The organism is Aquimarina sp. AU119 (assembly GCF_900312735.1).
GTDB lineage: Bacteria > Bacteroidota > Bacteroidia > Flavobacteriales > Flavobacteriaceae > Aquimarina > Aquimarina algiphila.
The window spans coordinates 169,488-193,876 of record NZ_OMPF01000016.1 but is presented as its reverse complement, the minus strand read 5'-3'; the positions used below and the strand labels follow the sequence as shown (position 1 = coordinate 193,876).

General features: G+C 32.4%; 17 protein-coding genes. 5 read left to right on the top strand and 12 right to left on the bottom strand.

Annotated elements, in window-relative coordinates; translation table 11 throughout:
* Window positions 1-200: 200 nt before the first annotated feature.
* Complete coding sequence (locus tag DK442_RS15625; RefSeq protein WP_109436830.1) at window positions 201-1,157, bottom strand: DUF2268 domain-containing putative Zn-dependent protease; 957 nt, start codon at window positions 1,155-1,157, stop codon at window positions 201-203.
* Window positions 1,158-1,173: 16 nt separating this feature from the next.
* On the bottom strand, window positions 1,174-1,605 hold the full coding sequence (locus tag DK442_RS15620; protein ID WP_109436829.1) for an SRPBCC domain-containing protein: 432 nt from the start codon (window positions 1,603-1,605) through the stop codon (window positions 1,174-1,176).
* 517 nt (window positions 1,606-2,122) lie between these two features.
* On the opposite strand from DK442_RS15620, the gene DK442_RS15615 reads away from it, so the two are divergent.
* The 5 genes from DK442_RS15615 to DK442_RS15595 all read left to right on the top strand — a co-directional run bounded on the left by DK442_RS15615 (window position 2,123) and on the right by DK442_RS15595 (window position 13,020).
* On the top strand, window positions 2,123-3,016 hold the full coding sequence (locus tag DK442_RS15615) for a DUF1080 domain-containing protein (RefSeq protein WP_109436828.1): 894 nt from the start codon (window positions 2,123-2,125) through the stop codon (window positions 3,014-3,016).
* Between the two features lie 44 nt (window positions 3,017-3,060).
* Window positions 3,061-4,683 carry a ThuA domain-containing protein gene (locus DK442_RS15610; RefSeq protein WP_160114211.1) on the top strand — a complete coding sequence of 541 codons (1,623 nt, stop codon included), beginning with the start codon at window positions 3,061-3,063 and terminating at the stop codon, window positions 4,681-4,683.
* A 512-nt stretch (window positions 4,684-5,195) separates the two neighbouring features.
* Window positions 5,196-9,443, top strand: coding sequence for a hybrid sensor histidine kinase/response regulator transcription factor (locus DK442_RS15605; RefSeq protein ID WP_109436826.1), 4,248 nt, complete (start codon window positions 5,196-5,198; stop codon window positions 9,441-9,443).
* A 232-nt stretch (window positions 9,444-9,675) separates the two neighbouring features.
* Complete coding sequence (locus tag DK442_RS15600) at window positions 9,676-11,496, top strand: arylsulfatase (RefSeq protein ID WP_109436825.1); 1,821 nt, start codon at window positions 9,676-9,678, stop codon at window positions 11,494-11,496.
* A 6-nt stretch (window positions 11,497-11,502) separates the two neighbouring features.
* Window positions 11,503-13,020: a sulfatase-like hydrolase/transferase gene (locus DK442_RS15595; protein WP_109436824.1), complete on the top strand. Its 1,518-nt coding sequence runs from the start codon at window positions 11,503-11,505 to the stop codon at window positions 13,018-13,020.
* 21 nt (window positions 13,021-13,041) lie between these two features.
* On the opposite strand, the gene DK442_RS15590 is transcribed toward DK442_RS15595, so the two are convergent.
* The 10 genes from DK442_RS15590 to DK442_RS15545 form a co-directional block, all read right to left on the bottom strand.
* The gene (locus tag DK442_RS15590; protein WP_109436823.1) at window positions 13,042-13,812 is read right to left on the bottom strand and encodes a LytTR family DNA-binding domain-containing protein; all 771 of its coding nucleotides are present in this window, start codon (window positions 13,810-13,812) and stop codon (window positions 13,042-13,044) included.
* A gap of 29 nt (window positions 13,813-13,841) precedes the next feature.
* On the bottom strand, window positions 13,842-15,527 hold the full coding sequence (locus DK442_RS15585; protein ID WP_235010973.1) for a histidine kinase dimerization/phosphoacceptor domain -containing protein: 1,686 nt from the start codon (window positions 15,525-15,527) through the stop codon (window positions 13,842-13,844).
* Between the two features lie 114 nt (window positions 15,528-15,641).
* Window positions 15,642-16,226: a hypothetical protein gene (locus tag DK442_RS15580; protein WP_109436821.1), complete on the bottom strand. Its 585-nt coding sequence runs from the start codon at window positions 16,224-16,226 to the stop codon at window positions 15,642-15,644.
* Window positions 16,227-16,850: 624 nt separating this feature from the next.
* Window positions 16,851-17,834, bottom strand: coding sequence for a hypothetical protein (locus DK442_RS15575; RefSeq protein WP_109436820.1), 984 nt, complete (start codon window positions 17,832-17,834; stop codon window positions 16,851-16,853).
* Window positions 17,835-18,204: 370 nt separating this feature from the next.
* Window positions 18,205-19,458 (bottom strand): nitrate/nitrite transporter, encoded by a 1,254-nt coding sequence (locus tag DK442_RS15570; RefSeq protein WP_109436819.1) that lies wholly within the window; start codon window positions 19,456-19,458, stop codon window positions 18,205-18,207.
* A gap of 114 nt (window positions 19,459-19,572) precedes the next feature.
* A complete protein-coding gene (locus tag DK442_RS15565; protein ID WP_109436818.1) occupies window positions 19,573-20,868 on the bottom strand; it encodes a TRAP transporter large permease in 1,296 nt (431 codons plus the stop codon).
* A complete protein-coding gene (locus tag DK442_RS15560) occupies window positions 20,865-21,341 on the bottom strand; it encodes a TRAP transporter small permease (RefSeq protein ID WP_235010972.1) in 477 nt (158 codons plus the stop codon). The genes DK442_RS15565 and DK442_RS15560 overlap by 4 nt, the downstream gene beginning before the upstream one ends.
* Window positions 21,342-22,331, bottom strand: a complete 990-nt coding sequence (locus DK442_RS15555; RefSeq protein WP_109436817.1) for a TRAP transporter substrate-binding protein — start codon at window positions 22,329-22,331, stop codon at window positions 21,342-21,344. It abuts the gene before it with no gap.
* A 1-nt stretch (window position 22,332) separates the two neighbouring features.
* On the bottom strand, window positions 22,333-23,562 hold the full coding sequence (locus tag DK442_RS15550; RefSeq protein ID WP_109436816.1) for a DUF4861 domain-containing protein: 1,230 nt from the start codon (window positions 23,560-23,562) through the stop codon (window positions 22,333-22,335).
* A 30-nt stretch (window positions 23,563-23,592) separates the two neighbouring features.
* Window positions 23,593-24,387, bottom strand: a complete 795-nt coding sequence (locus DK442_RS15545; RefSeq protein WP_109436815.1) for a gluconate 5-dehydrogenase — start codon at window positions 24,385-24,387, stop codon at window positions 23,593-23,595.
* Window positions 24,388-24,389: the final 2 nt, after the last annotated feature.

Sequence of the window (24,389 nt, the reverse complement as noted above, 5' to 3'; positions counted from 1 at the left end):
TAATAAAAATAAGATTTATGAATTTTGAAATATATGCTTTAGGTGTCGTTCATATTTATTTAGCTTTATGGTTTATAGTTTCCTTATCGTGGATATGTAGTACTTCGTTATCCTCTAAAATGTCTTCGTATATTAACAAAGAGAAGAAAGATAAAAAAATGTTCACTATCCTATAAGGAGGTGGGTATTGAAGATAATTATCACATGAAATCATCTTCAATACCCGAATCTTCATAAAACTTCTGATAATTATTTATGTTCAAGATATCTTTAATTGCTTTTTTCTTATCATCCATCAAATCAAAATATGATTTCACTATTTTGTAACCTATCCAATATCCAATGTTTTGTGGTCGTCCATCAATAGTTTCACTACCTAACCAGGGAGAAAGTTCTTCCTTATTCATTGTTTCTTTAAATTCCTCAAAGAGTTTCTTAAAATTCTGCTCACCATATTCATATACATTTGGTCCATTACAATATTTTACCTTTTCACCAGCAATCATTTCTGCAATAAAATCTGCACTACCTTCTCTAATACAATGCTTTAAGAGTGTTTCATTATTTTGATCATCTTTTTGTAAAAAATGAATGATTTCATGAGCTGTTAAAAACGGAAGTAATTCAATATCCAAACTTGGCCTACCATAGGCGGTCCTTGCTTGATTATCTGAAAATATCTCAACACCAATACTCAAACCAGCATCAGATGCAGTACCTCCAGAAGTAGTTCGACCAATGAGTATGTATGTAGGAGGGAAAACCGCCTCCGGATATAGATATTTTAGTGCATAAAAAGATGCTTTAATTTGATTTTTGAAACCGACTGCTTTATATGAAGAACTTCTGATATTTGAATAATATTTTTTTTCAGAAAGTACAAGTTCTTTAAGCTCATCTGGTCCTACTATGCGTTGATTACTAATGAAGTTTTGTAAACCGGGACTTCCTTCTTTTATATATCTTTCAAAAGGATTTTGAATAGTATCTCTTAAGAGTTCATCAAATGTCTCCCAAAACAAATCAACATCAGAAGTTATGATTTCTGCATGCATAGGATTCGTTGGAAACGTACTATTTATACTTGAGGATTGATTATTAGTACAACCATACAATATAAAAATGAGGATGATGAGGCGAATATAGTTTTGTGTCATTGCTATCCTGTATTATTTATTCTCGTTCTTGGAAAGGTATGATGATTCCTTTTTCTATATAATTTTTCAAACCAGAAAGCAGCATAGCCCAGCAGAATGAAGACTGTCTAAATTCATCATTACATTTTGGCCACCCTTTATGCCAGAATTTAAGTTGCACACCGTCTTTTATTTCTTCTAAATCGAATCCAAATGAGGTATTATTCCAGTCCTTATCGGATTTTGTCATCGTTATATGGAAACTTTTATTCGGTTTACAAGTTGTAACTTTACCGTACCAATCATATTCAGGAGGGAAATAAAAATTATATTCTTGTTCTAATTCTGGGGTTCCAGTACATTTTTTTGGCCACCAGTTGACTAAATGGTCAGGTACACTGACACCGTCAAAAACTTCTTTTATAGAGGCTAGAATGAATAAATCGTGATAAATTGAAAATGTTCCCATAGTTCTGTTATTTAAAAAGTCTTATTTCTATTTTGTTCTCCGTTGTCATAGTCAAAATAATATTTTTTTATTGATCGGATGTCCAGACTGTTTTAGCGAAAGAATGATTTTGCCTTTGTGGTGAGTCATATGACTCTAGATACCCTAAAAAAAGAGTGCTATAAGATCTTCATACATTTTTTAATCTAAGATTCTTATTAAAAAACTATTTAAAAAAAGAAATGCTTCCCCTTAAACTTTATTATCAAATTGCCCATATGTTATTGTGTTTTAAACATTAGATATATATCATTATTCGAAAAAAAATTATTTTTCAAAATGTTAATACTAATCAAAATTAGATCTTGTTGTTGATAAGGAAAATCAATATACGAATGTATTGAGGTTTCTAAAAAAAAATAGCACATAAAAATATTACCCCCAGGTGTGGCCGGCGTGTCATGCTTGGGGTAACTCTTTTTAATTAGTATATGATTAATCGTTTAAAAAAACATTATTTACGAATTCCATCTTTATTATGAAAAAACTTATTGGTATACTATTCATAAGCTTAACAGCTTTTTGTTTTGGACAACAAACCTCTCAGCATAGCTTCGAGATTAATGACAATTGGCAAAACCTTCTTGATAAAGATTTCTCAAATTGGGAAACATTTGTTGGGGTACCCCATACAAGTGTAGAATTAGAAGGTCATCCCAAAAGTGAGAACGTGCATAACGGAACTCCTATTGGATTGAATAATGATCCTAAAAATGTATTTTCTATTGTAGATGAAGAAGGGGATATGGTTCTTAAAATTACAGGAGAAATTTATGCTGGTTTAACTACGGTTAAGGAGTTTGGTAATTATCATTTAAAAGTTCAGTTTAAATGGGGAGAAAAGAAATGGGAACCGAGATTGGATAAAAAAAGAGACAACGGAATTTTATATCACTGCCATGGAGAACATGGTGCTTTTTGGAATGTTTGGATGTCTGGATTAGAGTGTCAAATACAAGAAGGAGATACAGGAGATTTTGTAACCTTGGTAAATGCTAGGGCAGATGTGGTCTCCACAAAAATAAAAGATAACCTATATAAAGTGACAGGAAAAAAAGATAAATCAATAACTTATGGTGCAGGAAATGGAAATCCGGGATACTGTCATATAAATTCACCTAATGAAAAACCAAATGGAGAGTGGAATACAGTTGAAGTTATATGTGTGGGTAATCAAAGCATTCATGTTGTTAATGGTAAAGTAGTAATGATTGTCAAAAATGCTCGCAAAGTGATTAATGGAGAAGAAATAACACTTACAAAAGGTAAGATACAATTACAGTCAGAAGGAGCTGAAGCGTATTATAAAGATATTCAGATTAAATCAGTTAAAAAATTCCCTAAGGAGTATAAGAAACAAGCAAAATTATAATCCTTTGTTATAAATAATATATTAATTAAAATTAGATAGTGACTATGTTACAATTTATTAAGTTTACTTTTCTTGCAATTTTGATGTTTTGTTTAGTTCCAGAGAATGCAATGGCTCAGAAACTTGAAAAAGATGAGTTACCATCTTTGAAGGGAAAAAAAGTTATCATGGTTTATGGAGGGTGGGATGGACACCAACCTAAAGTGTTTGCAGACAGAGTAAATGCTTGGTTAAAAACAAAAGGAGCAGAAGTGACTGTTTCAAACTCGTTGGATATTTATACAGATGAGAAAAAAATGTCTGAGACCGATCTTATTATCCAATATTGGACAATGGGAGAGATTACTAAAGAACAAGAAAAAGGGTTACTTCAGGCAGTTAAAAATGGAACTGGCCTTGCAGGATGCCATGGAGGGTTAGGAGATTCTTTTAGAAAAAATACAGAGTATCAGTATATGATTGGTGGCCAATGGGTGGCACATCCAGGAGGAAAAATTGATTACAAAGTTGATATTGTAAATATTGATGACCCTATAACAAAAGGACTTACTGATTTTGATATCAAAGATACAGAACAGTATTATATGCATGTAGATCCAAATTCAAAAGTATTAGCGACGACCACATTTGGAAATAAGCATAACGGTTGGATAGAAGGAGCAGTAATGCCCGTTTCCTGGAAAAAACACTATGCAAAAGGACGTATTTTTTACCTTTCTATAGGGCATGATCCGAAGGATTTTGATACTCCGAGTGCTTGGAAACTTTTAACAAGAGGAATACGATGGGCAAGCGGTAGTAAATACCAACCAAAAGAGAATACCCTTAATCCAATATATTCTCCTAGAACAGGAGTTAATATGAATCAATGGAAAAATTTGATTGATAAAAAACTTTCTATGTGGGATGTCTTTATGGGAGCACCTCATACGAGTACAGAAATAGAAGGGTATAAAAGGTTTCACGATGTAACAAAAGGCACACCTATTGGGCTCAATAAAGACCCTAAAAAAGTATTTTCTGTTATAGAAGAAAACGGAGAAGAAATTATTAAGATTACGGGAGAAATTTTTGCAGGACTAGTAACCAAAAAAGAATATGAAAATTATCACCTTACCTGGAAGTTTAAATGGGGAGATAAAAGGTGGGAACCTCGTTTAGAGAAAAAGAGGAATAGCGGAATTTTATATCATAGTATTGGTGATTATACCGATTTTTGGAATGTATGGATGACTAGTATAGAATGTGAAGTTCAACAAACAGATTGTGGTGACCTAATTACTTTGGGTAATGTAAAAGCAAAGGCACCTGCAATTAAAAAAGAAAAGAAATATTATTTTACTCCGGGTGCAAATTTAGTAGATTTTTCATGGAATAAAGGTTTTGAGACAGGAAGGTGTTTTAAGCCTAATGATCCAGAAAAAGAACATGGAGAATGGAATACAATGGAATTGATATGCGTGGGGAATAGATCTATTCATTTACTCAATGGGGAAGTGGTTATGGTTGTTGTTGATCCAAAGGCTAACTTGAACGGCGAATGGAAACCTATGAATAAAGGCAAAATACAAATACAATCTGAAGCTGCCGAAGTGTTTTATAAAGACATTCAGATTAGGTCAGTTAAAAAGTTTCCAGAAAAATATATGAAATTTGCTGTTTTGTAACAGTGTACTTTGGATTATGAGAAATATCTAAAGTATAATTAGAAAGGTATTCTATGTTTTTTTTAGTACTATTAATAAGTATAATAAAGAGTGTAGAAAAGAATATTACTCAAAAATAGTTTAATACCTCTTTCAATATAACTGAAACAAAACTCCTTTTAGGATTCAGATTACCCTAACTATATAGCATATGATTGATTTTGTACCACATATGTCCATAAGTACAAATCTTATCGTATGAAAACCTAAAAACCAAATAATTGTTTAATATATTTCGATAGTCAGAAATCAAAAATAATTTGTTTGTAGATAAATCCTCCTATTGCTAATCTGTGTTTTATAGAAGATTTAAAATGATAAAACTAGGTTTGTGGGATTGCATCTAAAACAAATAATTATTTGATAGTATGAAGTCCCATCAGATTTTGATACTATAACATAGACAGGTTTAGAATTTTGACTCGGTTGTCTATTTTTAATTTAATACATTTAAGTAACGTAATGGCTAGACTATGGATATTAGATTACATAAAATTTTAATCATTTGGATTGCTCTTGTTGGTTGTATAATGACCGGATATACTCAAGATCCAATCCATTTTGATCATATCACAACCGACGATGGTTTATCTCAGAGTGATATCAATAGTATTTATCAGGATACTCGTGGGTTTATGTGGTTTGGTACTCATGATGGATTGAATAAATATGATGGATATGGTTTTTCTGTATATAAACCTGATAATGATCATTTGGGTAATATAAGTAGTAATTTGATTTATGCAATTACAGGAGATCAAAATGGTAATTTGTGGGTAGGAACAACAGGTAGTGGATTGAACTTTTTTGATCGATCTACAGGAAAGTTTACCCAGTATAAACACGATGAAAATAATAAAGAGAGTCTTAGTAATGACCATGTCGCATCTATCTATAAAGATAGAAGAAATCGATTATGGGTCGGTACTATCGGAGGGCTTAATATGGTTGACCTTAATAAATCTACGGATACGTTAAAGTTTACACATTTTAGCCCAGAACAAGAATCGCTAATTCCTGGTTGGGAAAGAAATTCGATTAGCACTATTTTTGAAGATAGTAAAGATCAATTATGGGCAGGTGGCCGTAGTGGATTATATAAACTATCTAGAGACACTAATGGAGATTTATACTTTAGGTTAGTCAATGCAACTATTGGTTTGCCAAATATACAAGTGCAATGTATTGGTGAAGATAAATCAGGAAGATTACTTATAGGAACAAGTAATGGGTTGTATTGTCAATCCAAAAATAGTGATTCTGTACTTGTATATAGAGTAGATCAATCTAATATTAATGTGCTTCAGGTTGATAATAATAATAATATTTGGTGTGGCTCAAATAACGGATTGTTATATTTTAATAATTCACCAGGAAATGAATTTCCTCAATTTGTAAATAGATTTACATACGATTTAAGAAGTCCAAGTAGTATTACTAAAAATATTATTAAATCCTTATATCTTGATAAAACAGGTATCATTTGGGTTGGAACCAATGGAGGAGGCGTAAATAAATTTGACCCAGAAAGAAAACAGTTTCGACATATCAGAAAAACATTAGATCCCACAAGTCTTAGTTATGATAAAATTAGATCTATGTATGAAGATAGTAATGGTACTTTATGGATAGGTACAGAAGGAGGAGGACTCAATATGTTGCTCAAAGACAATGATAATGATGAATATACAGGGTTTAAAAATTTTCCAACAATTTTCAAACCATTTGCTCTTACCGAAGTTCAATACAAGAAAAAGAAAACGTTATTTATTGGAGTAGAAGATGTTCCAGGGTTATTATTGTTAGATATTTCAAACCCTAAAAGAGTTGTAGAAAGTGATATAATATCAATGCCAGATGTCAATCAGAGTGTATTTACTTTGCTAGAAGATCATCAGGAAAATATTTGGATAGGAACGTATGGAGGAGGAATTCATAGATGGACTTATAAAGGAGACGATAAAGAGTATGATAAAGATGTTTTTCAGGAAAACCCAAGCAATGCTAATTCGATATCAAGCAATATCATAAGAAATATCCTTGAAGATAAAAATAAAAATATCTGGTTCGCTACAGGAAAAGGCTTATGTAAACTTACAAAAGAAGAAGCAACCAAAAAACACCCAAAATTTGTAATTTATAAAAATGTTCAGGGAGATTCGAGCACAATAAGTCATGATTATATCCTTACGGTCTACGAGAGTAAAGCTGGTGATATCTGGATTGGTACATTTGGAGGAGGACTCAGCAAGTTGATTCCATCTTCAGATGGAAAACCAGAAAGATTCGTATCCTATTCAGAGAAAAACGGATTGCCAAATAATGTTATTAAGGGAATTCTTGAAGATGAGGAAGGTCATCTCTGGTTATCAACGAACAAGGGGCTTTCAAGATTTAATCCAGAACAAGAAACTTTTAAGAATTATGATGTAAATGATGGATTACAAAGTAACGAATTTCAAGAATTAGCTTGTTTAAAACGAAGTAATGGAGAAATGCTGTTTGGCGGAATTAATGGGTTTAATGCGTTTTATCCAAAACGTATAGGAGATAACACGTATGAATCTGAAACCGTTATTACGGATTTTATGATCTCAAATAATTCGGTACAAATAGGTGAGGAAATTAATGGACGTATTCTTTTAGAAGAACCAATAAATGATACAAAAGAAGTTCAATTAAAATATTGGGAAAACAGCTTTTCCTTTGAGTTTGCCGCATTACATTATGCAGCACCACAAAAGAATCAATTTGCATATATGTTAGATGGTTTTGATAATAATTGGGTGTTAACAACTGCCGATAAACGATTTGCTACATATACAAACTTAGAACCAGGTATGTATACCCTGAAAGTGAAAACCTCTAATAATGATGGAGTCTGGGATAAAACACCAGCAGAACTCAGAATCAACGTTATACCACCTTTCTGGAGGACTAAAATAGCTTATGTGATTTACGGTCTTCTTGGATTAGGGTTATTAATTGGTTTTTGGAGGAATATTGTTAATCGCACTACTAGAAAACATCAATCTGCACTAGATGACTTAGAAAAAGATAAACATGAAGAAGTGCAGCGAATGAAACTAGAGTTTTTCACTAATATTTCTCATGAATTTAGAACTCCGTTGACTTTGATTAAAGGACCTTTAGAATATCTTCAGAAAAGCGGTTCTAGGATAGAAGAATCAGTGTTACAAGAACAATATGGGCTGATGCATAAAAATACAGACTACCTACTTAGACTTGTAAATCAATTGCTTGACTTCAGAAAGATGAATCAAGGAAAAATGCGACTAGTTGTTAGACCAAGTAATATAACAGATTTTATAAAAGAAGTAGGAGAACCTTTTCAGTTTTTAGCACATAAACAACAAATCGATTTTACTATCAATACATCAAACGATTCTCTTATCACTTGGTTTGATCATGACGCCTTAGAAAAAATTATGAATAACCTTTTATCTAATGCTTTTAAATTTACTCCAGAGAATGGAACTATAACCATAGATATCTCTGAAGATAAAGAATTACAGCATGTTGGTGTTTTAAAAGCAAAGCCAGATACTACAAAAAGATATGTAGTTATACAAGTAAAAGATTCTGGTGCAGGGATTTCAAAGAATAAAGTAGAAAACATATTTGATAGATTCTACATGACAAAAGATAAAGATAAAAGAAATCCAGAAGGAGTGGGTATTGGTCTTTCTTTTGTAAAGAATCTTGTAGAACTTCATCAAGGAGCGATTAATGTAATTAGTGAACGCGGAACAGGAACCAATTTCATAGTGAGATTACCAATGCATAAACAAGCCTACGAAGATATTCAAGGTATAAGCTGTAAAGAAGACACAGAAAATGATTATTTAGTGCGTTCTTCTGAGACAGAATCTTTTGCAATTGGTATTAATGATGAGATTGTAGATGAAAACTTATCGCAATCTAGATCAAAATTACCTGTGTTACTTGTGGTGGATGATAATGCCGATATTAGAACTTTTATTAAACAAGCATTAGGTGAAAATTATACTATTCATGAAGCTGAGAATGGACAACATGGTTTTGAAGTAGCTTCAAAACTAATCCCGAATATTATTCTTACAGATGTTTTGATGCCGGTTATGGATGGAATTAAGTTTTGTAAAAAACTTAAAACTACCAAAGAGACCAGTCATATTCCAGTATTAATGTTAACAGCCAAATCTTCTCAAGAGAGCGAAGTAGAGGGACTTAAGACAGGGGCTGATGACTATATCAGAAAACCTTTTGATATGGATCTGTTACAGTTAAAACTGACTAATATTATCAAACATCGAGAAGAATTAAGAAAAGTGTTTAATCGTAAAATTACATTAAAACCCAAAGAAGTTACAGTAACATCAACTGATGAGAGATTTTTACAAAAAGCAATTGAAATTGTAGAAAAACATATGATGAACACTGATTTTAATGTAGAAATGCTTGTAAAAGAGATGAGTCATAGTCGAAGTAATCTATATTTAAAATTTAAGGAACTAACAGGACTTTCATCTAGTGAGTTTATAAGAAATATCCGATTAAAAAGAGCAGTACAACTTTTGGATCAGAGTGATATGTCTGTAAAAGAAATTATGTATATGACAGGGTTTAATACAGCATCATATTTCTCTAAATGTTTCAAAAAACAGTTTGGGGTAGTCCCTAGTGAGTATGTTCGACAAATAGAAAAGGTAAAAAAATAAAAATATCATTATAATTACTAATACACCTGTGTATGAAATGAGCGTAACAGCTTTTTAATTGCATAATTCGTTATTTATAGAACAGCACTGGTAATAGTGCTGTTTCTTGTATACATACTAATCATTTGTGGTAAAAAATTAGACATTAAGGAAGTGCTAGTATCATCGAATTATAGATATTTATAGCTCATAATTTTTTATTGTGATAAAACGAATAAAATATTTAAAACAAATGAATTTGATTAAAAAATTGTCATTTTTAGTACTAACAATTATATTAATTTCTTGTCATGAGAAACCAAAAGAAAGTAAAGTTGTAGATAGTGATATTACTTCTTCTAAACCTAATGTTATCCTAATCGTAACAGATGATCAAGGATATGGAGATATAGGAGTTCATGGTAATTCAATTATTAAAACACCAAATCTAGATAAATTTGCAGGAGAATCTTTAGAACTCACTAATTTTCATGTAGGCACAACATGTACCCCAACAAGAGCCGGTATTATGACTGGTAGGAATGCAAACCGAAATAATGCATGGCACACTATTGCAGGATGTTCTATACTACAAGAGGATGAGGAAACAATGGCAGAAGTATTTGTTCGTAATGGGTATCAAACTGCAATGTTTGGTAAATGGCATCTGGGAGATAATAAGCCATTTCGACCTCAGGATAGAGGTTTTCAAGAAGCGCTATATAATGGAGGCGGAGGAGTAGGTCAAACTCCGGATTATTGGGGGAACGATTATTTTGATGATACCTACTTTAGAAACGGAACTCCTGAAAAATTTAAAGGATATTGTACAGATGTATGGTTTGATGAAGCAATCCAATATATAGAAGGTCAAAAAGAAAAACCGTTTTTTATGTATTTGGCAACTAATGCAGCTCACGGTCCTTTCAACGTTCCTAAAGAATATATGGATATGTATAAAAAAGACACGTTGAATGAAAGTCAAAAACGCTTCTACGGAATGATCACAAACATTGATGATAACTTTGGAAAACTGACTTCTTATCTTGAAAAATCAGGACTTTCAGAAAATACAATAATCATTTTTACTACAGATAATGGTACTGCTAATGGTATTAATTATAATAAAGCAACAAAACAAACCTTAGGATATAATGCTGGATTAAAGGGCACAAAAGGGAGTCATTATGATGGAGGTCATCGTGTTCCGTTTTTTATTCGTTGGCCAAAAGGAAAAGTGTTGAAGAAGTCTAAAATTAATGAATTAGTAGCTCATGTAGATTTGTTACCTACCCTAACCGAGCTTGTTGGAATTGAATACCAATCTAAGAAAACATTAGATGGTATAAGTGTAGTTTCATTACTCGAAGGGAAAACCAAAACAATTGGAGATAGAATGTTGATTGTAGACACACAACGTAAACAATGGCCAGAAAAAGGAAGAAACCCTTGTGTGATGTCTACCCGATGGCGTTTGGTAAATGGTAATGAATTATATGATTTTGTAAATGATCCAGGACAAAAGATAGACCTTTCGAGTAAACATCCTGATGAGGTAGTAAAAATGCAAAATTTTTATGATACCTGGTGGGAGAGTATACAGTCAGATATTAAATATGCTCAGATTCCTGTCGGAAGAGAAGATAAAGATCCAGTTCGATTAACCATACATGATTTACATACCGAAGAAAATCTGCCATGGCATGAAGGACAAATCAGAAATGGAGAGTTTCATCCAGAAGGATATTATACTATCCGAGTAGAAGAAAGTGGTAATTATCAATTTAACTTGAGAAGATACCCAGAAGAGTCGGGATTATCAATTGACCAGGATATAGAGTCTATTGCATCAACACCTTATAAGGACGGGCAACCAGTAGGTAAAGGCCTTCAGGTATCTAAAGCAATAGTTAATATAGGTAATCTTAACCTTAAAACAGATGTAGATATTAATGCAACCTCTGCAATACTTAGTGGACATTTAGAAAAAGGAGAGTACAAGCTAAGTTGTACTTTTGTGAATACTGAAGGGAAGAAATTTTCAGCATATTATACTTCAATCGAGAAATTATAAAATCACATGAATAAGTTAGTTGCATTATTTTTTTTAATTTTTCTAGTGGGATGTTCTAAACCTGAAAAAACACTTAAAAAAAAGCCTAATGTCGTATTTATTTTTGCAGATGATCTAACATATTCTGCGATACATGCTTTAGGTAATACCGAAATACAGACTCCAAACCTTGATAGATTGGTAGAAGGAGGGACTACATTTACACATGCTTATAATATGGGAGCATGGAACGGAGCGGTTTGTGCAGCATCGAGGGCTATGATCATTTCGGGACGTAGTGTTTGGAATGTAAATCAATTTCGTCAAAACTGGAGTAATGGACGTGAGCTTGATAAAACCTGGGGGAAACTTATGGAATCTCAGGGATATACAACATATATGACAGGTAAGTGGCACGTTGATGCTAAGGCAGATAGTGTTTTTCAAAATGTAACTCATGTAAGACCTGGAATGCCCGGAGATGCCTGGGATCATTTTAAAATGGTTGAACGATTTGAAAATATAAAAGGAACAGATACGCTTCCTAAAGATATTATGCCAATTGGATATAATCGTCCTACTAATGAAAATGATACTATATGGTCTCCATCAGACCCAAAATTTGGTGGATATTGGGAAGGAGGAAAGCATTGGAGTGAAGTGTTAAAAGATGATGCTCTTACTTTTATAGATAAAGCAAAAAAAGAGGATAATCCGTTTTTTATGTATTTGGCCTTTAATGCGCCACATGATCCTCGACAAGCCCCACAAGAATACATTGATAAATATCCATTAGAATCGATTAGTCTACCAAAAAGTTGGTTGGCAGAATATCCTTTTAAAGATGGCATGGGTAATGCAGAAGACCTTAGAGATGAAGCGTTAGCACCATTTCCAAGAACAGAATATGCCACCAAAAAACATATACAAGAATATTATGCTTTGATAACCCATATGGATGATCAAATAGGCGAAATTCTAAATACATTAGAAAAAACAGGTGAAATGGATAATACATATATCATTTTTACCGCAGATCATGGTTTGGCAATGGGAAAACATGGGTTAATAGGTAAGCAAAGCCTTTTTGATCATAGTATACGTGCGCCTTTTATGATTATGGGACCTGATATTCCTAAGGGAAAAAAGATAGAAGAAGATATTTATCTTCAGGATGCAATGGCAACGAGTATTGAATTGGCAGGTGTTGATAAACCTGAGTATGTTGAGTTTAATAGTATCCTGGATATGATACATAAGGAAGGAAAAAGCTCTTATGAAGCTATATACGGAGCATATATTGATTTACAGCGTATGATTAGAAAAGATGGCTATAAATTGATTATATATCCCAAAATGGATAAGGTACTTCTCTATGATATGCAAAAAGATCCTGAAGAAATGAAAGATCTTGCAACTAATCCTAATTACAGAGCAAAGGTAGATGAACTTTTTAAAGCATTAATCACAATACAAAAGCAAAAAAAGGATCCTTTGGATTTAGAAAAACTCTATAAACAAATTACAATATCTAATGTCAAATAATAATGCATTGAGTGATTATTATTATATGGTATGAAATAATCTAAAAACATGATCTCGATGTGTTTTGCTTACAGGTACCTTTTTATCTCCGATAAAAAGCATGTTGCCTTCAAATCCACTAACTAGATCAATATTGACGACATAACTTCTGTGTGTTCGTAAAAATCGATTTATAGGGAGTTGTGCTTCTATGTTTTTTAACACCGTAGAATACACAAATCTATCTGATTTGGTATATACTGTGCAGTAGTTACTATCTGCCTGTAAAAATAGTATTTCGGCTAAAGGCACACGTTCAAAATGGTGATCTTTTTTTAAAAATAAACAATCTTTGATTTGTAAAACTTGATTTTCATTAGCAGTAAAATCTTGAGGTTCAAGCAAATCTTTTCCCGGTGTTTTCTTAGAAAAATTTAGCAAAGCTAATTCTATAGCGACACTAACTTGCCGATCATTAAATGGTTTAAGGATATAGGCATAAGGATGCACACTCTTTGCTCGTTCTACAATGTGGGTATCAGCATGAGAAGTTAGAAAAATAAAAGGAATATGATACTTATCATTTATGATACGAGCAAGTTCAATTCCATCTCGATCTCCTTTTAAAATAATGTCGATCAATATTATATCAATATCTTGATTTTCTGTAATTAATTGTAAAGCATGATTTACTGTTTGTGCTATTCCGGTGACATGGTAATTAATTTCAGTTAATCTTTGTGAGATATCCTGTGCTAATAATATCTCATCTTCTACAATAAGAATTTTTACTTTTGACGATTGATTAGACATTCTGTATTTAGGTTATAAGAACCACTAAATTAAGCTATTTTTATATCTATTTCCCAATGTGTCCCTTCATTACCTGTTTTTTTTATAGTACCTTCTAATTGTTGAATTAGAGAATTGATAAGTTTAATCCCAAAAGAGTTGTTTTTTTTGGTTTGAATAGTTGTAAAACCTACTCCATTATCTATAACTTGGATATGTAAACGATCTTTTGTGTCATTAGTTAGAGCTACTTTAAGCATTGGATCCGTTGTATTTTCATAAGCGTATTTAAGAGAATTTGTAATGAGTTCGTTAATAATTAATGCCAAAGGGATGGCCATGTCTATATGAATACTAATGTTAGCAATATCAAAATTAGGTTTAAATTTGGCATTATATCCATGAAAAAGCCCTAATACCAACTCTTCAATATACTCTTTTATCATGATTCGAGTATCTACGCCATCTTGATACAATTTTCTGTGTACAAGGGATAAGGCTTCTACTCTGGACTGTCCAGATACAATAGCCTCTTTTGCCGGGTGTCCTGTAAGCTCATGACCTTGTAAATTTAATAAGCTAGAAACCATTTGTAAATTGTTCTTTACTCGATGGTTTAGTTCTTTTAATAATAATGCTTTCTCTTGCTCACGTTTACTAATAATCTCCTTTTGATCTAATAAAATATAATTTGCTTTTTTAATTTTTGTATTACCTCGATAAAGCAGATAAGCAAAGAAAAGTAGTAAGAAAACCCCAGCAGCTAATATAAAAACCAGATTTTTTTGATTGGTATTTATAGTATTAAGCAGGCTTATTTCTGACTCACGTTTATCAATCTCATATCCAGATTTAAGTTGTTCTATTTTTTGAACATTCTCTTTGTTGACCAGACTATCTTGATATACTTGAAATAGTTTTTGATACTCCAGTGCTCTAGGGTATTGTTGTTGAGTTTCATAAAAATTAACCAGCATGATACTAAAATCCCTAATTTGTTCTTTAAGTCCAGCTTGTTTGGCCATAGTCAAAGCTTGCAGGAATTTTTCTTCAGCAAATTTTGATTCATTTTCTTTTTGATGAATCCCCCCTAATTCGGCTAAATATATAGATGTAGAATATGAATCTCCTGATTCACTTAGAATATCAATAGCTTCATGTAGATTGTCTTTTGCTAATTTAAACTTGTTTTGTGTGGCATACACCATTCCTAGATTTCCTAAAGAATAACTTTTTATGATGTCGTTTTTAACAAGATCATTGAGTTGTAATGCCTGTTGAAAACTTGTTGCTGAGCTATCCAGATATCCAGCCAAACGATACGCTTCTCCAAGATTAAGTATTGTAAGTGCATGATTACCTTTTTCATCAGAGTTTATATAAATATCGATAGCTTTTTTAAAATAATCAATTGCTAAATCATAATTTTTATCACTAATGTAATTACTAGCGAGTTGGTTATAAGAAGCAGCTTGTCGTTCTATTAATCCTTTAGATTCATAGATTTGTAATGCTTTTATAGAAGCATCAAATGATCGACTATTATTACCAAGCCTTCGTTCGATATGACTAATTTCTTCTAAAGCTTCTGCCTGTAATAAGGGTTCATTTATTTCTTTGGCAATTTGTAAAGATTGTTTAGCAGAAAGTAATGCTATGTTGGGATTTGGATGAAAAAAAGCAATATTTATTAATGAGGTTACTTGCTCTTTTTTAGACAAATGCCTAGTTTCCATAATATGAAATATACTATCTGCTTTTTTTTTGTTTTGTGAAAAAGATAGCGTAGTGGATAGTAAAAGAAATAAACACAACCTTTTAGGCATAGGTGAAATCAGTATGTTATTACTTTATTTTTGTGGACGGTTTGAACTAACTTTTGCTAAAGGATCAATTCTAAAATAATAAGATTGCCCTTTAGACTCTATAAACAAAGAAAATATAATACTGTACGAAATATAAGTTAATCCTTCAGGAAGAACGTCTTCAGATTGAGTTGTGATTTCAACCAGGTCACTCATGCGAGGATTAGGACTTACATATAAAGAGCCATCAGGAGTTGTTCTAAACTTTCCTGCCTCTTCATCTTCAGTAGTAAATGAAAATATGATATTCCAGGGGTTGAGAGATTTAGTCTGACTTTTTTGTGTTTCAATAGTAAAGACTTTGCCGACATTCTGTATTTTACAATACGTAATCGTGGCTTTAGACTCAGTATTAGACTCAGTATTAGTTTGCAAATATATTTTGATATCCGTATTGGGTTCAATATTGGGTATACCTAAAAAGCTTTTCAGCACTAAACCATCTATAGGAATGGGTTTATACATTGTCCCCATACCAAGTTCAAGGTTTGTAATTACTTCTTCTAAGGTCTCATAATGTACATTGAATGTAATGATAGTATCTGTTAGGTTTTCTGTGGAGGTTTCCATATGGATGAAGTTTAAATTGATTTAAGCCCTGATAATTAAAAGTGATAATTAGGAAGTTCTTTTTCTGTTTTAATAGCCTATAAATTAGTGAAAAGGTTTAATATTTATGGATGTTGTATTATAAAATTTTCTTAATTCCTTGTGTATAATTGTGATACGCTTTGTTTTTTAATGTTAATAAGCTTACTAGGAACATATATATTAAAAGGAATGTTCCTATTACCGCTAGTTATTTTCATGACAAGTTATGATGATTGAAATAGAAAACATAGTGAGATAATGACATTGGCAGTTTTTCGATAAAAGATGTCAGTTATTTGACAGTGTGTAATGAAATAGCAATGCTATTACACGCTTATGAATTGAATAATTTTATAGCTTTAAAGTTTTACGAAATAGAAGTAAATACATTTTTTATTTATTGAAAGAGAGAAAATAGTAAATGTTCACTAATCAATCTATATGTATTTATATAATCCCAATTCAAGCAAATTTTTACTGTATTAATTGATTGATAATATTGAAGAGAAGCGCCAAAAAAGTAAAACTATCTAAAGTATTTTCATAGAACGAAATAAGACTGTTCTTAACGAACAGTCTTATTGAACCAATTTTTTTATCATTTTATAATTTAAATGCTCTTGCTACATAATAGGCGATAGATCCTGATCCTGAGTTAACACGAATACTTAGACCTATTCCATTTTTAGTTGTAGTATATTCTTGTTTATTACTTTTTTGTGTTTCTATCGCTACATTCTTAGCCGTTTCTCCAATAGCACAATAACAATTATTATCTTCATAGATACTGGATAATGGATTTTGAACGCCAAAAGCAAGATCCATATCGTCATAATTCATAACAAAACCGTACTGAGTACCTACTAATGCATTTTGACTCTTTTCGGTCACGAAGAAACCTGATACAGGATAGGTTCCATATTCTGGAAGTATAATACCATTTTTGATAGGAGTTGTCATTAAGCGTGGTTTACCATGGACATTGTAATCATTTTTGAACGTTAATGGCTTATCTAATTCATTAATAAGTAAAATAATACAACTCGCAGGTTTTAGAATGAAATAAATAATAGGTATGATTATACTTACAATGACCAACCCAATAATTGCCACAACTACAGCCACAGTAGCGACTGTTACTCCTGTTAACGCTGCTATAGATGCAGTTGCTCCTGAAGCTAAAGACCCAATTACAGAAGTTGTAGATATCCCACCTATCCCTAATGCTCCTGATAATAAGATTTGTGCCGTAACTAATCCAGGATCACCATCATCATCCATTCCTTTTAAACGGTTTAAACCATCAATCAAAACCATCAATTGAGTCTTTATTGAATCTCCTGTAGCGTTCTTAAGTATTTCATATTGATCAGCGCCTAGAGGCATACTAGCCGTTTGGTCTGTAGCTGTTAATTTTGAAACGTCTTTACCTAGTACCTTTGCCAAATTTTGCTTTGCGTCCAGAATAAATTGTTCTTGTAATTTATCTATATCCTGTTGGGTTTTAGCTGTGTCTAATTGTTTCGCATATTCTGGAAACAAATTTCTAAACCCTTTTTTTAATTTGTAGTCTATCGATGTATTCATGATTTCTGAGTTTTATTCGTTATAAGTTTTTATTCAATTTTATAGGCCCCATTATTGATTTAATAGTTCAAAGAAGAGAATTCTAAAAGGAGAATAAAAAGAAGATGAGTAGATGGAACAAAATATTGCGTGAATTTAGCATATTAGTGAGTGAGTGATTTTGAAAATCATGAACCATAATAACCCAATAGCGTAGAGTCTAAACCAGTTTTATTTGCATTATGAACAAAGACAGGTTTAAAAATCAGTATTATTAGATTATAACAAAAAGTAGGATCAAATTAATATTAGAATCAAAATTTAGTAATTGTATCACTATAGAAATGTCAATACGCAATGAAATAATTGAGAATATTTTAAACTATTCGTTCTATTTCCTATACAGTTTATAATAATACCAGGCAGCCAAACCACCAATAAAAGAAAACAAGGCTAACATCCAAAACACATGTTGATGTCCTTTTGGACCGGGTGAATTTTCTAGGAGATATCCTATAGCAGGTCCTGCAAATATATCTGGAGTATACCCTATAAGAGAAATAATACCCACCGCAGTTCCTGTTAGGATCAATGGAATTTTCCCTCGCTGCATTACAGCAAAGTATAAAGAACGGGTGGCATATACTCCAGTAGCAACTACCAAAATTGATATAAAAAATAAAGCTGTAGAAGAATCCGAGATTACTCCTGTAGCAAACAATAACGCTCCAAAGAATGAAACTATAAAACTAATCAATAACCAGAAAGTAGTTTGTGAACGATCGGCCAATATTCCTATTAAAACACCAATAACAGGTCGGATAAATAATAAAAATGTACCTACTTGTGCAGACTTTACTTGGTCATATAACATTACATCTTGAGCATATAATGAAAATACATCTGTAATTTTGTAACCTACATAGGCGCATAGAATAATGATCATAAGTAACCATACAGATGGTAAGTGCAGGACCTCTTTTACCTGGGATATTGTGATTTTTTCTACTATAATTTCTTTTTCTAATTTATGATCCATTTTCATAAAGAACCAAACCAATATTCCTACAAAACTTACAATACCAGAGGATACTAAAATTACATATCTAAAAGCAGCTCTGCTTTCGGAGGCGGTTGCTTCAGAAATTTCTGCAGTAATAAATAGTGAAAATATAAGTACTCCTAAAGCCCCAAAGAGAGCCCCTACTAATCCACGTCCACCATCTAAAAAACCAAATGCTTTACCTTGAGAAGTACTACCTCCCCAGACACGAGTAGCTTTTATCATGGGAGCCCAAAATAAAAATATAGTAGTAAAGCCCCAATATCCATACAATGTTTTTAGTGTCAAATAATCAGGAAAAGTAGCATATACCAATCCCCCCAAAGCAGTCATCCAAAGGGCAACTGCAATCAATTTTCTTGGAGGAAACTTATCTGCTAATGCTCCTCCAAAAAGGTAAGATATCAATGCTACAAAGCCATATATAGAGAAACATATTCCTAACTGTATATTGTCTAAATTAAAAACTTCGAGTACCGTTGGTCTAAAAACTCTTGCAAGAACAAATGGAAGAATAAAAACAGATTCCCCAGCCAAAATAACAAGTAAAAGAAAGTACCATGGAGTTTTTGTTTCATTCATCTAATTTGTAAATTAAAATTTTAAGTCTAAATATATAGATTTCTATACTAAAATAGTTCTAATAATAGATTGAGATTCCCTGGTTAAACAGTTTTCATAGTTTTAAGATAGTTTTTATAATCCAAACTGTCTGGGCAACCATAAACTCAATTCAGGAATATAAATGATAAGCAATAACACCAAAATCATAACCAGGAATAGAGGTAACAATGGTTTTAAAACTTTCTGAATTGAAAGTTCGGCAACACTACATCCTACAAAGAGTACAGAACCTACAGGAGGAGTACATAATCCGATACAAAGATTCAAAATCATAATAATCCCAAAATGTATAGGATCTAAACCAATCTTAGTTGCTATAGGTAAGAAAATAGGTGTAAAAATTAAGATTGCCGGAGTCATATCCATGAATATACCAACGAATAATAAAATCAAATTTATAATAATCAAAATAACAATGGGATTATCGCTTATCCCTAATAAGGTATTGCTGATTTCCTGCGGAATGTTTTCATATGACATTACCCATGACATGGCAATAGACGTAGCGATAAGTAAAAGTACTATTGACGAAGTTTTTACAGTTTCCAGGAAAATAGGAGAGAAGTCCTTCCATGTAATTTCTTTATAAAGGGCTGCCAAAATTAGTGTATATAGTACAGCAATTGCTGAAGCTTCTGTAGCGGTAAAAATACCAATAACAATTCCACCGATAACCACCACAAGAAGAAGTAAACTAGGAAAAGCAGCTATAAAACGTTTTAAGAACTCTGTAAATCCTACTAACTTTTCGGTAGGATATTTTTTAATGATTGCATAAATTGTTGCGACAATCATAAGTGTTACTCCAATTAAAATCCCGGGAAGATAGCCTGCTATAAATAATGCAGCAATAGAAACTCCACCACTAGCCAGAGAGTAAACAATAAGGACATTACTAGGAGGAATCATTAATCCTGTTGTGGCACTAGTGATATTTATGGCAGCACTATACGCCGGATCATATCCATCTTTTTTCATCATAGGATGCATAAAACCTCCAATAGCAGAAGCAGCTGCAACAGCAGATCCAGAAATAGCTCCAAAAAGCATACATGAAATAATATTTACAAAAGCAAGACCTCCTGGTAGTGGTCCTACTATAGCTTTAGCAAAATTGATGAGCCGCACTGCAATACCACCTCGATTCATAATTTGACCAGCTAATATAAAGAAGGGAATTGCAGAAAGAGTGAAGCTATCCAAAGAAGTTGTCATACGTTGTGCCAAAGTAGTTACCGAAGGTAAAAAAGGCATTGTAGTAATTAATGTGAAAAAAGCTGCTAAACCAATAGAGTATGCAATAGGAACTCTTAATGATAAGAACACCAGGAAACTAATTACTAATATCAATACCTCGGTATAATTCATAATGATGTAGTGTTAGTATTGTCTTTTTGAAAGTAAATGTAAATGCAGTAATAGCAGATTAAAATTCCAGAAATCGGAATTACGAGATAAATAATCCCTAGTGGGATACTTAGTGCAGCTGAGTTTTGCTCGAATTGAAACGAAAGTATACATAAACGAATTCCTCCTATAATCATTATCGCAAAAGCAAATAGACAGATAGCGCCATAAACAATACCATCATAAAGAGACCTTTTTTGTTGTACAATTGCAGTCGGAATTAAATCAATAGCTAGATGTAATTTTTGACCGGTAGTATATGCCGCTCCAAGCAAGCCGAGCCAGATTAAGGAAAAACTAGAAAGTTCATCAGTAATCGTACTTGGTGATTTTAAAATGTATCTGGAAAAAACTTGCCATACTACACTAACTAGCATAACAAACAGTAAAAAAATTACTGTTTTTTCTAAAATAATATCTATACGATTTTTCATTTAATACGCTGATTTTATAATTTTGACGAGCTTTAAAACCTCTGATTGATCTTTAAAAGTTGTAATGACTTCTTGGGTTTTTTGTTCAAAAAGAGATTTATCGGGACGTGTAATTTGCACTCCGGCTTCAATCACTGCATCTAATGATTTTTTTTCTGATGCGGCCCAAAGTTTACGTTGTTCTATTTTAGATTCGGTACTGGCTTCTTGTACCCATTTTTTTTCTTCGTCGCTTAATCGTTCCCAGGTATCAAGACCAATTAATAACACATCCGGAATAGTGGTATGTTCATCTAAACTATAATATTTACAAATTTCGTAATGTTTTGAAGTGTAGAAACTAGGAGGGTTGTTTTCTGCGCCATCAACTACGCCTTGTTGCAAAGCAGTATATAACTCTCCCCAAGAAACAAGAGTAGGAGCTCCTCCCAATTGATTAACCATATCTATGGCCATATTACTTTTCATTACACGTATTTTTTTACTCTCTAAATCTTGGGGTGTAGTAATTGGTTTTTTTTTGGTGTAAAAACTTCTACTACCAGCATCATAAAAAGTGAGTCCTCTTAATCTGAATTTTTCTCCCTGAGTTAACATTTCTTCTCCTAGCTTACCATCTAATACAGAAAATGCATGTGACCTATCTCTAAATAAATATGGTATTCCAAAAACACGATATTCCGGAATGAAATTTTCTAACACTGCAGCTGAGACTTTGGTGATATCTAAGCTTCCTATTTGTAGCAGCTCTAAACATTCACGTTCGCCTCCTAATTGACTACTTGGATATATTTTTAATATTAGTTTTCCGTTAGATTTTTTTGCCAGGCGTTCTCCCAAAATTTCCATGGATTTATGCACAGGGTGTTGGGTGTCCAAAATATGAGCTAATCGCAGTACTTTTACCTTTTTTGAGCCACTGCAGGAGATTAGTACTACTGAGAGTATAATAAAAAAGAGCTTCTGTATTCTATATTGATATAAACTCATCTTATTTTATGATTATGGGATGAGAAAGTTGGTCTAAGGTCTCTGCTATCTTTTGTGTAAAACCTTCTGGTTTTGCGAATTCTTGACTTGAGGCTTCCCAACCTGATAAGAAATAGAAAGGGATAGTAGTATTGTTTTCAGTATTAAAAACTACATAATGAGTATTTGTAATTCCATTTTCTTTTTTAGTAATAGTCTTATGAGTATGGTAAAGATCTTTGTTTAATAGTAACGCCATGCCAAGATGATCTCCGTTTTCAGATTGCTTACCATGAGAATATAGACTGAACAGGCTATTACGTTCTTTGATATATAGTTGATTTGGTTTTAAATTTACGATCCCTGCAACCAGTTTCATTTCTTGAGTTATTCCTGATAAAGAAACTTCACTTTTATAATACCATTGTCCCTTATAAATCGAAATCTTATGGTGTACCTGTATAGGAATTCCATGAATAGTATCATTGATATAATTCATTTCAAAAGAAGCTTTAATAGGACCTTCTTCTATAACTTTATACCTAGCACCATTTTTACCTGTTATTCTATACAATGAATCATTTAATTGTATGGCAATAGATCCTGCCCCTAGAGAATTACCAACTTTAAGGATATCCATTCCCCAAGTTTCTTTAGTATGATAGTCTCCATTAATTCCAACTTGGGATAAAACTAAATCCTCTGTTGTTTTACCAAAAATATCAATCCCATTTCTTGGGTCAAAATACATACGAAACCCAACTTTATCATTTTCCCAGGCTGGCCCTTCCATTTGAAAGAATTTTTTGTCTGCTGCATTTCTGGGATCTCCATTACGTTTATAATTTTTTACTTCTGTAACGTCTCTTGAGTTTGAGCCAACTCCAAAATGTATGTCTGTAGCTTTAGATACTATGGGAGTCTTTTCTCTTTCTATAACATCAAAGTATATTTTTTTTATCTCTTTTGGCTTAAAATCAGTAACAAAAATTAATTGATCCCATTTCTTATCATTATCAATATCTTCTAATTGAAATGGAATAAATTCCTTATTTTGGTTATAAATAGCAAGTATAGATTCATCTTTGATGTCTAGAATATGAGTGTCAAACTTCGCTATCGGAATACGCACTAATTCATCTATACGTTCTATGTTTAATGTGTTCTCAATAGTGATCACATTTTTTGAAGAAGGGCTGCATCCAGATATGGTGAATAAGGTGGTCAAAGAAATAAGAATATATAGTTTCATCTACAAAATTTATTTGATCGTGATTGTAAATTAATCTTCATTAGAAGGTTTACCTATGGTTGCTAAGATCCCACCATCAACATATAAAATATGGCCATTTACAAAGTCGCTTGCTTTTGAGGATAGGAAAATAGCTGCTCCTGCAAGGTCACTTGGATCACCCCATTTTGCTGCCGGAGTTCTACCTACTATGAAATCATTGAAAGGATGACCATCTACTCGTATAGGAGCAGTTTGAGAGGTAGCAAAATATCCAGGACCAATACCATTAACCTGGATATTGTATTTGGCCCATTCTGTAGCCATATTTTTGGTTAACATTTTTAATCCACCTTTTGCTGCAGCATATGCGCCAACTGTATTTCGGCCTAATTCTGTCATCATAGAACAGATATTGATAATTTTTCCTTGTTTTCTTTCTATCATTCCTCTAACTACATGTTTAGAAACAATAAAAGGGCTAACAAGATCAATATTAATGACTTGTTTAAAGTCATCTACTTCCATGTCAATTAATGGAGTTCGTTTTATAATTCCGGCATTATTAATTAAAATATCAATGTAGCCTATTTCGGTTTCAATTTTTTTAATGGTAGAGATAACTTCTTGTTCATTAGAAACATCAAATTTGTATCCAATAGCATGTATCCCTTCATTTTTATACTCAGTTACGGCGTTATCGATTTTTTCCTGGGATGAATTCCCGTTTACTATTATAGTGGCTCCGGCTTGACCTAATCCCTTTGCCATAGCCATTCCTAGTCCGTGTGTGCTTCCTGTGACTAATGCTATTTTTCCTGAAACATCAAATAATGAATTTGTCATGA

What these genes read in the sequence shown, in the direction of transcription:
- DK442_RS15605 (WP_109436826.1), top strand. Translation starts at nt 5,196, where the DNA reads ATGGATATTAGATTACATAAAATTTTAATCATTTGGATTGCTCTTGTT.
- DK442_RS15625 (WP_109436830.1), bottom strand. Translation starts at nt 1,157, where the DNA reads ATGACACAAAACTATATTCGCCTCATCATCCTCATTTTTATATTGTAT.
- DK442_RS15590 (WP_109436823.1), bottom strand. Translation starts at nt 13,812, where the DNA reads ATGTCTAATCAATCGTCAAAAGTAAAAATTCTTATTGTAGAAGATGAG.
- DK442_RS15545 (WP_109436815.1), bottom strand. Translation starts at nt 24,387, where the DNA reads ATGACAAATTCATTATTTGATGTTTCAGGAAAAATAGCATTAGTCACA.
- DK442_RS15550 (WP_109436816.1), bottom strand. Translation starts at nt 23,562, where the DNA reads ATGAAACTATATATTCTTATTTCTTTGACCACCTTATTCACCATATCT.
- DK442_RS15610 (WP_160114211.1), top strand. Translation starts at nt 3,061, where the DNA reads ATGTTACAATTTATTAAGTTTACTTTTCTTGCAATTTTGATGTTTTGT.
- DK442_RS15595 (WP_109436824.1), top strand. Translation starts at nt 11,503, where the DNA reads ATGAATAAGTTAGTTGCATTATTTTTTTTAATTTTTCTAGTGGGATGT.
- DK442_RS15620 (WP_109436829.1), bottom strand. Translation starts at nt 1,605, where the DNA reads ATGGGAACATTTTCAATTTATCACGATTTATTCATTCTAGCCTCTATA.
- DK442_RS15615 (WP_109436828.1), top strand. Translation starts at nt 2,123, where the DNA reads ATGAAAAAACTTATTGGTATACTATTCATAAGCTTAACAGCTTTTTGT.
- DK442_RS15585 (WP_235010973.1), bottom strand. Translation starts at nt 15,527, where the DNA reads ATGGAAACTAGGCATTTGTCTAAAAAAGAGCAAGTAACCTCATTAATA.
- DK442_RS15575 (WP_109436820.1), bottom strand. Translation starts at nt 17,834, where the DNA reads ATGAATACATCGATAGACTACAAATTAAAAAAAGGGTTTAGAAATTTG.
- DK442_RS15580 (WP_109436821.1), bottom strand. Translation starts at nt 16,226, where the DNA reads ATGGAAACCTCCACAGAAAACCTAACAGATACTATCATTACATTCAAT.
- DK442_RS15555 (WP_109436817.1), bottom strand. Translation starts at nt 22,331, where the DNA reads ATGAGTTTATATCAATATAGAATACAGAAGCTCTTTTTTATTATACTC.
- DK442_RS15570 (WP_109436819.1), bottom strand. Translation starts at nt 19,458, where the DNA reads ATGAATGAAACAAAAACTCCATGGTACTTTCTTTTACTTGTTATTTTG.
- DK442_RS15560 (WP_235010972.1), bottom strand. Translation starts at nt 21,341, where the DNA reads ATGAAAAATCGTATAGATATTATTTTAGAAAAAACAGTAATTTTTTTA.
- DK442_RS15565 (WP_109436818.1), bottom strand. Translation starts at nt 20,868, where the DNA reads ATGAATTATACCGAGGTATTGATATTAGTAATTAGTTTCCTGGTGTTC.
- DK442_RS15600 (WP_109436825.1), top strand. Translation starts at nt 9,676, where the DNA reads ATGAATTTGATTAAAAAATTGTCATTTTTAGTACTAACAATTATATTA.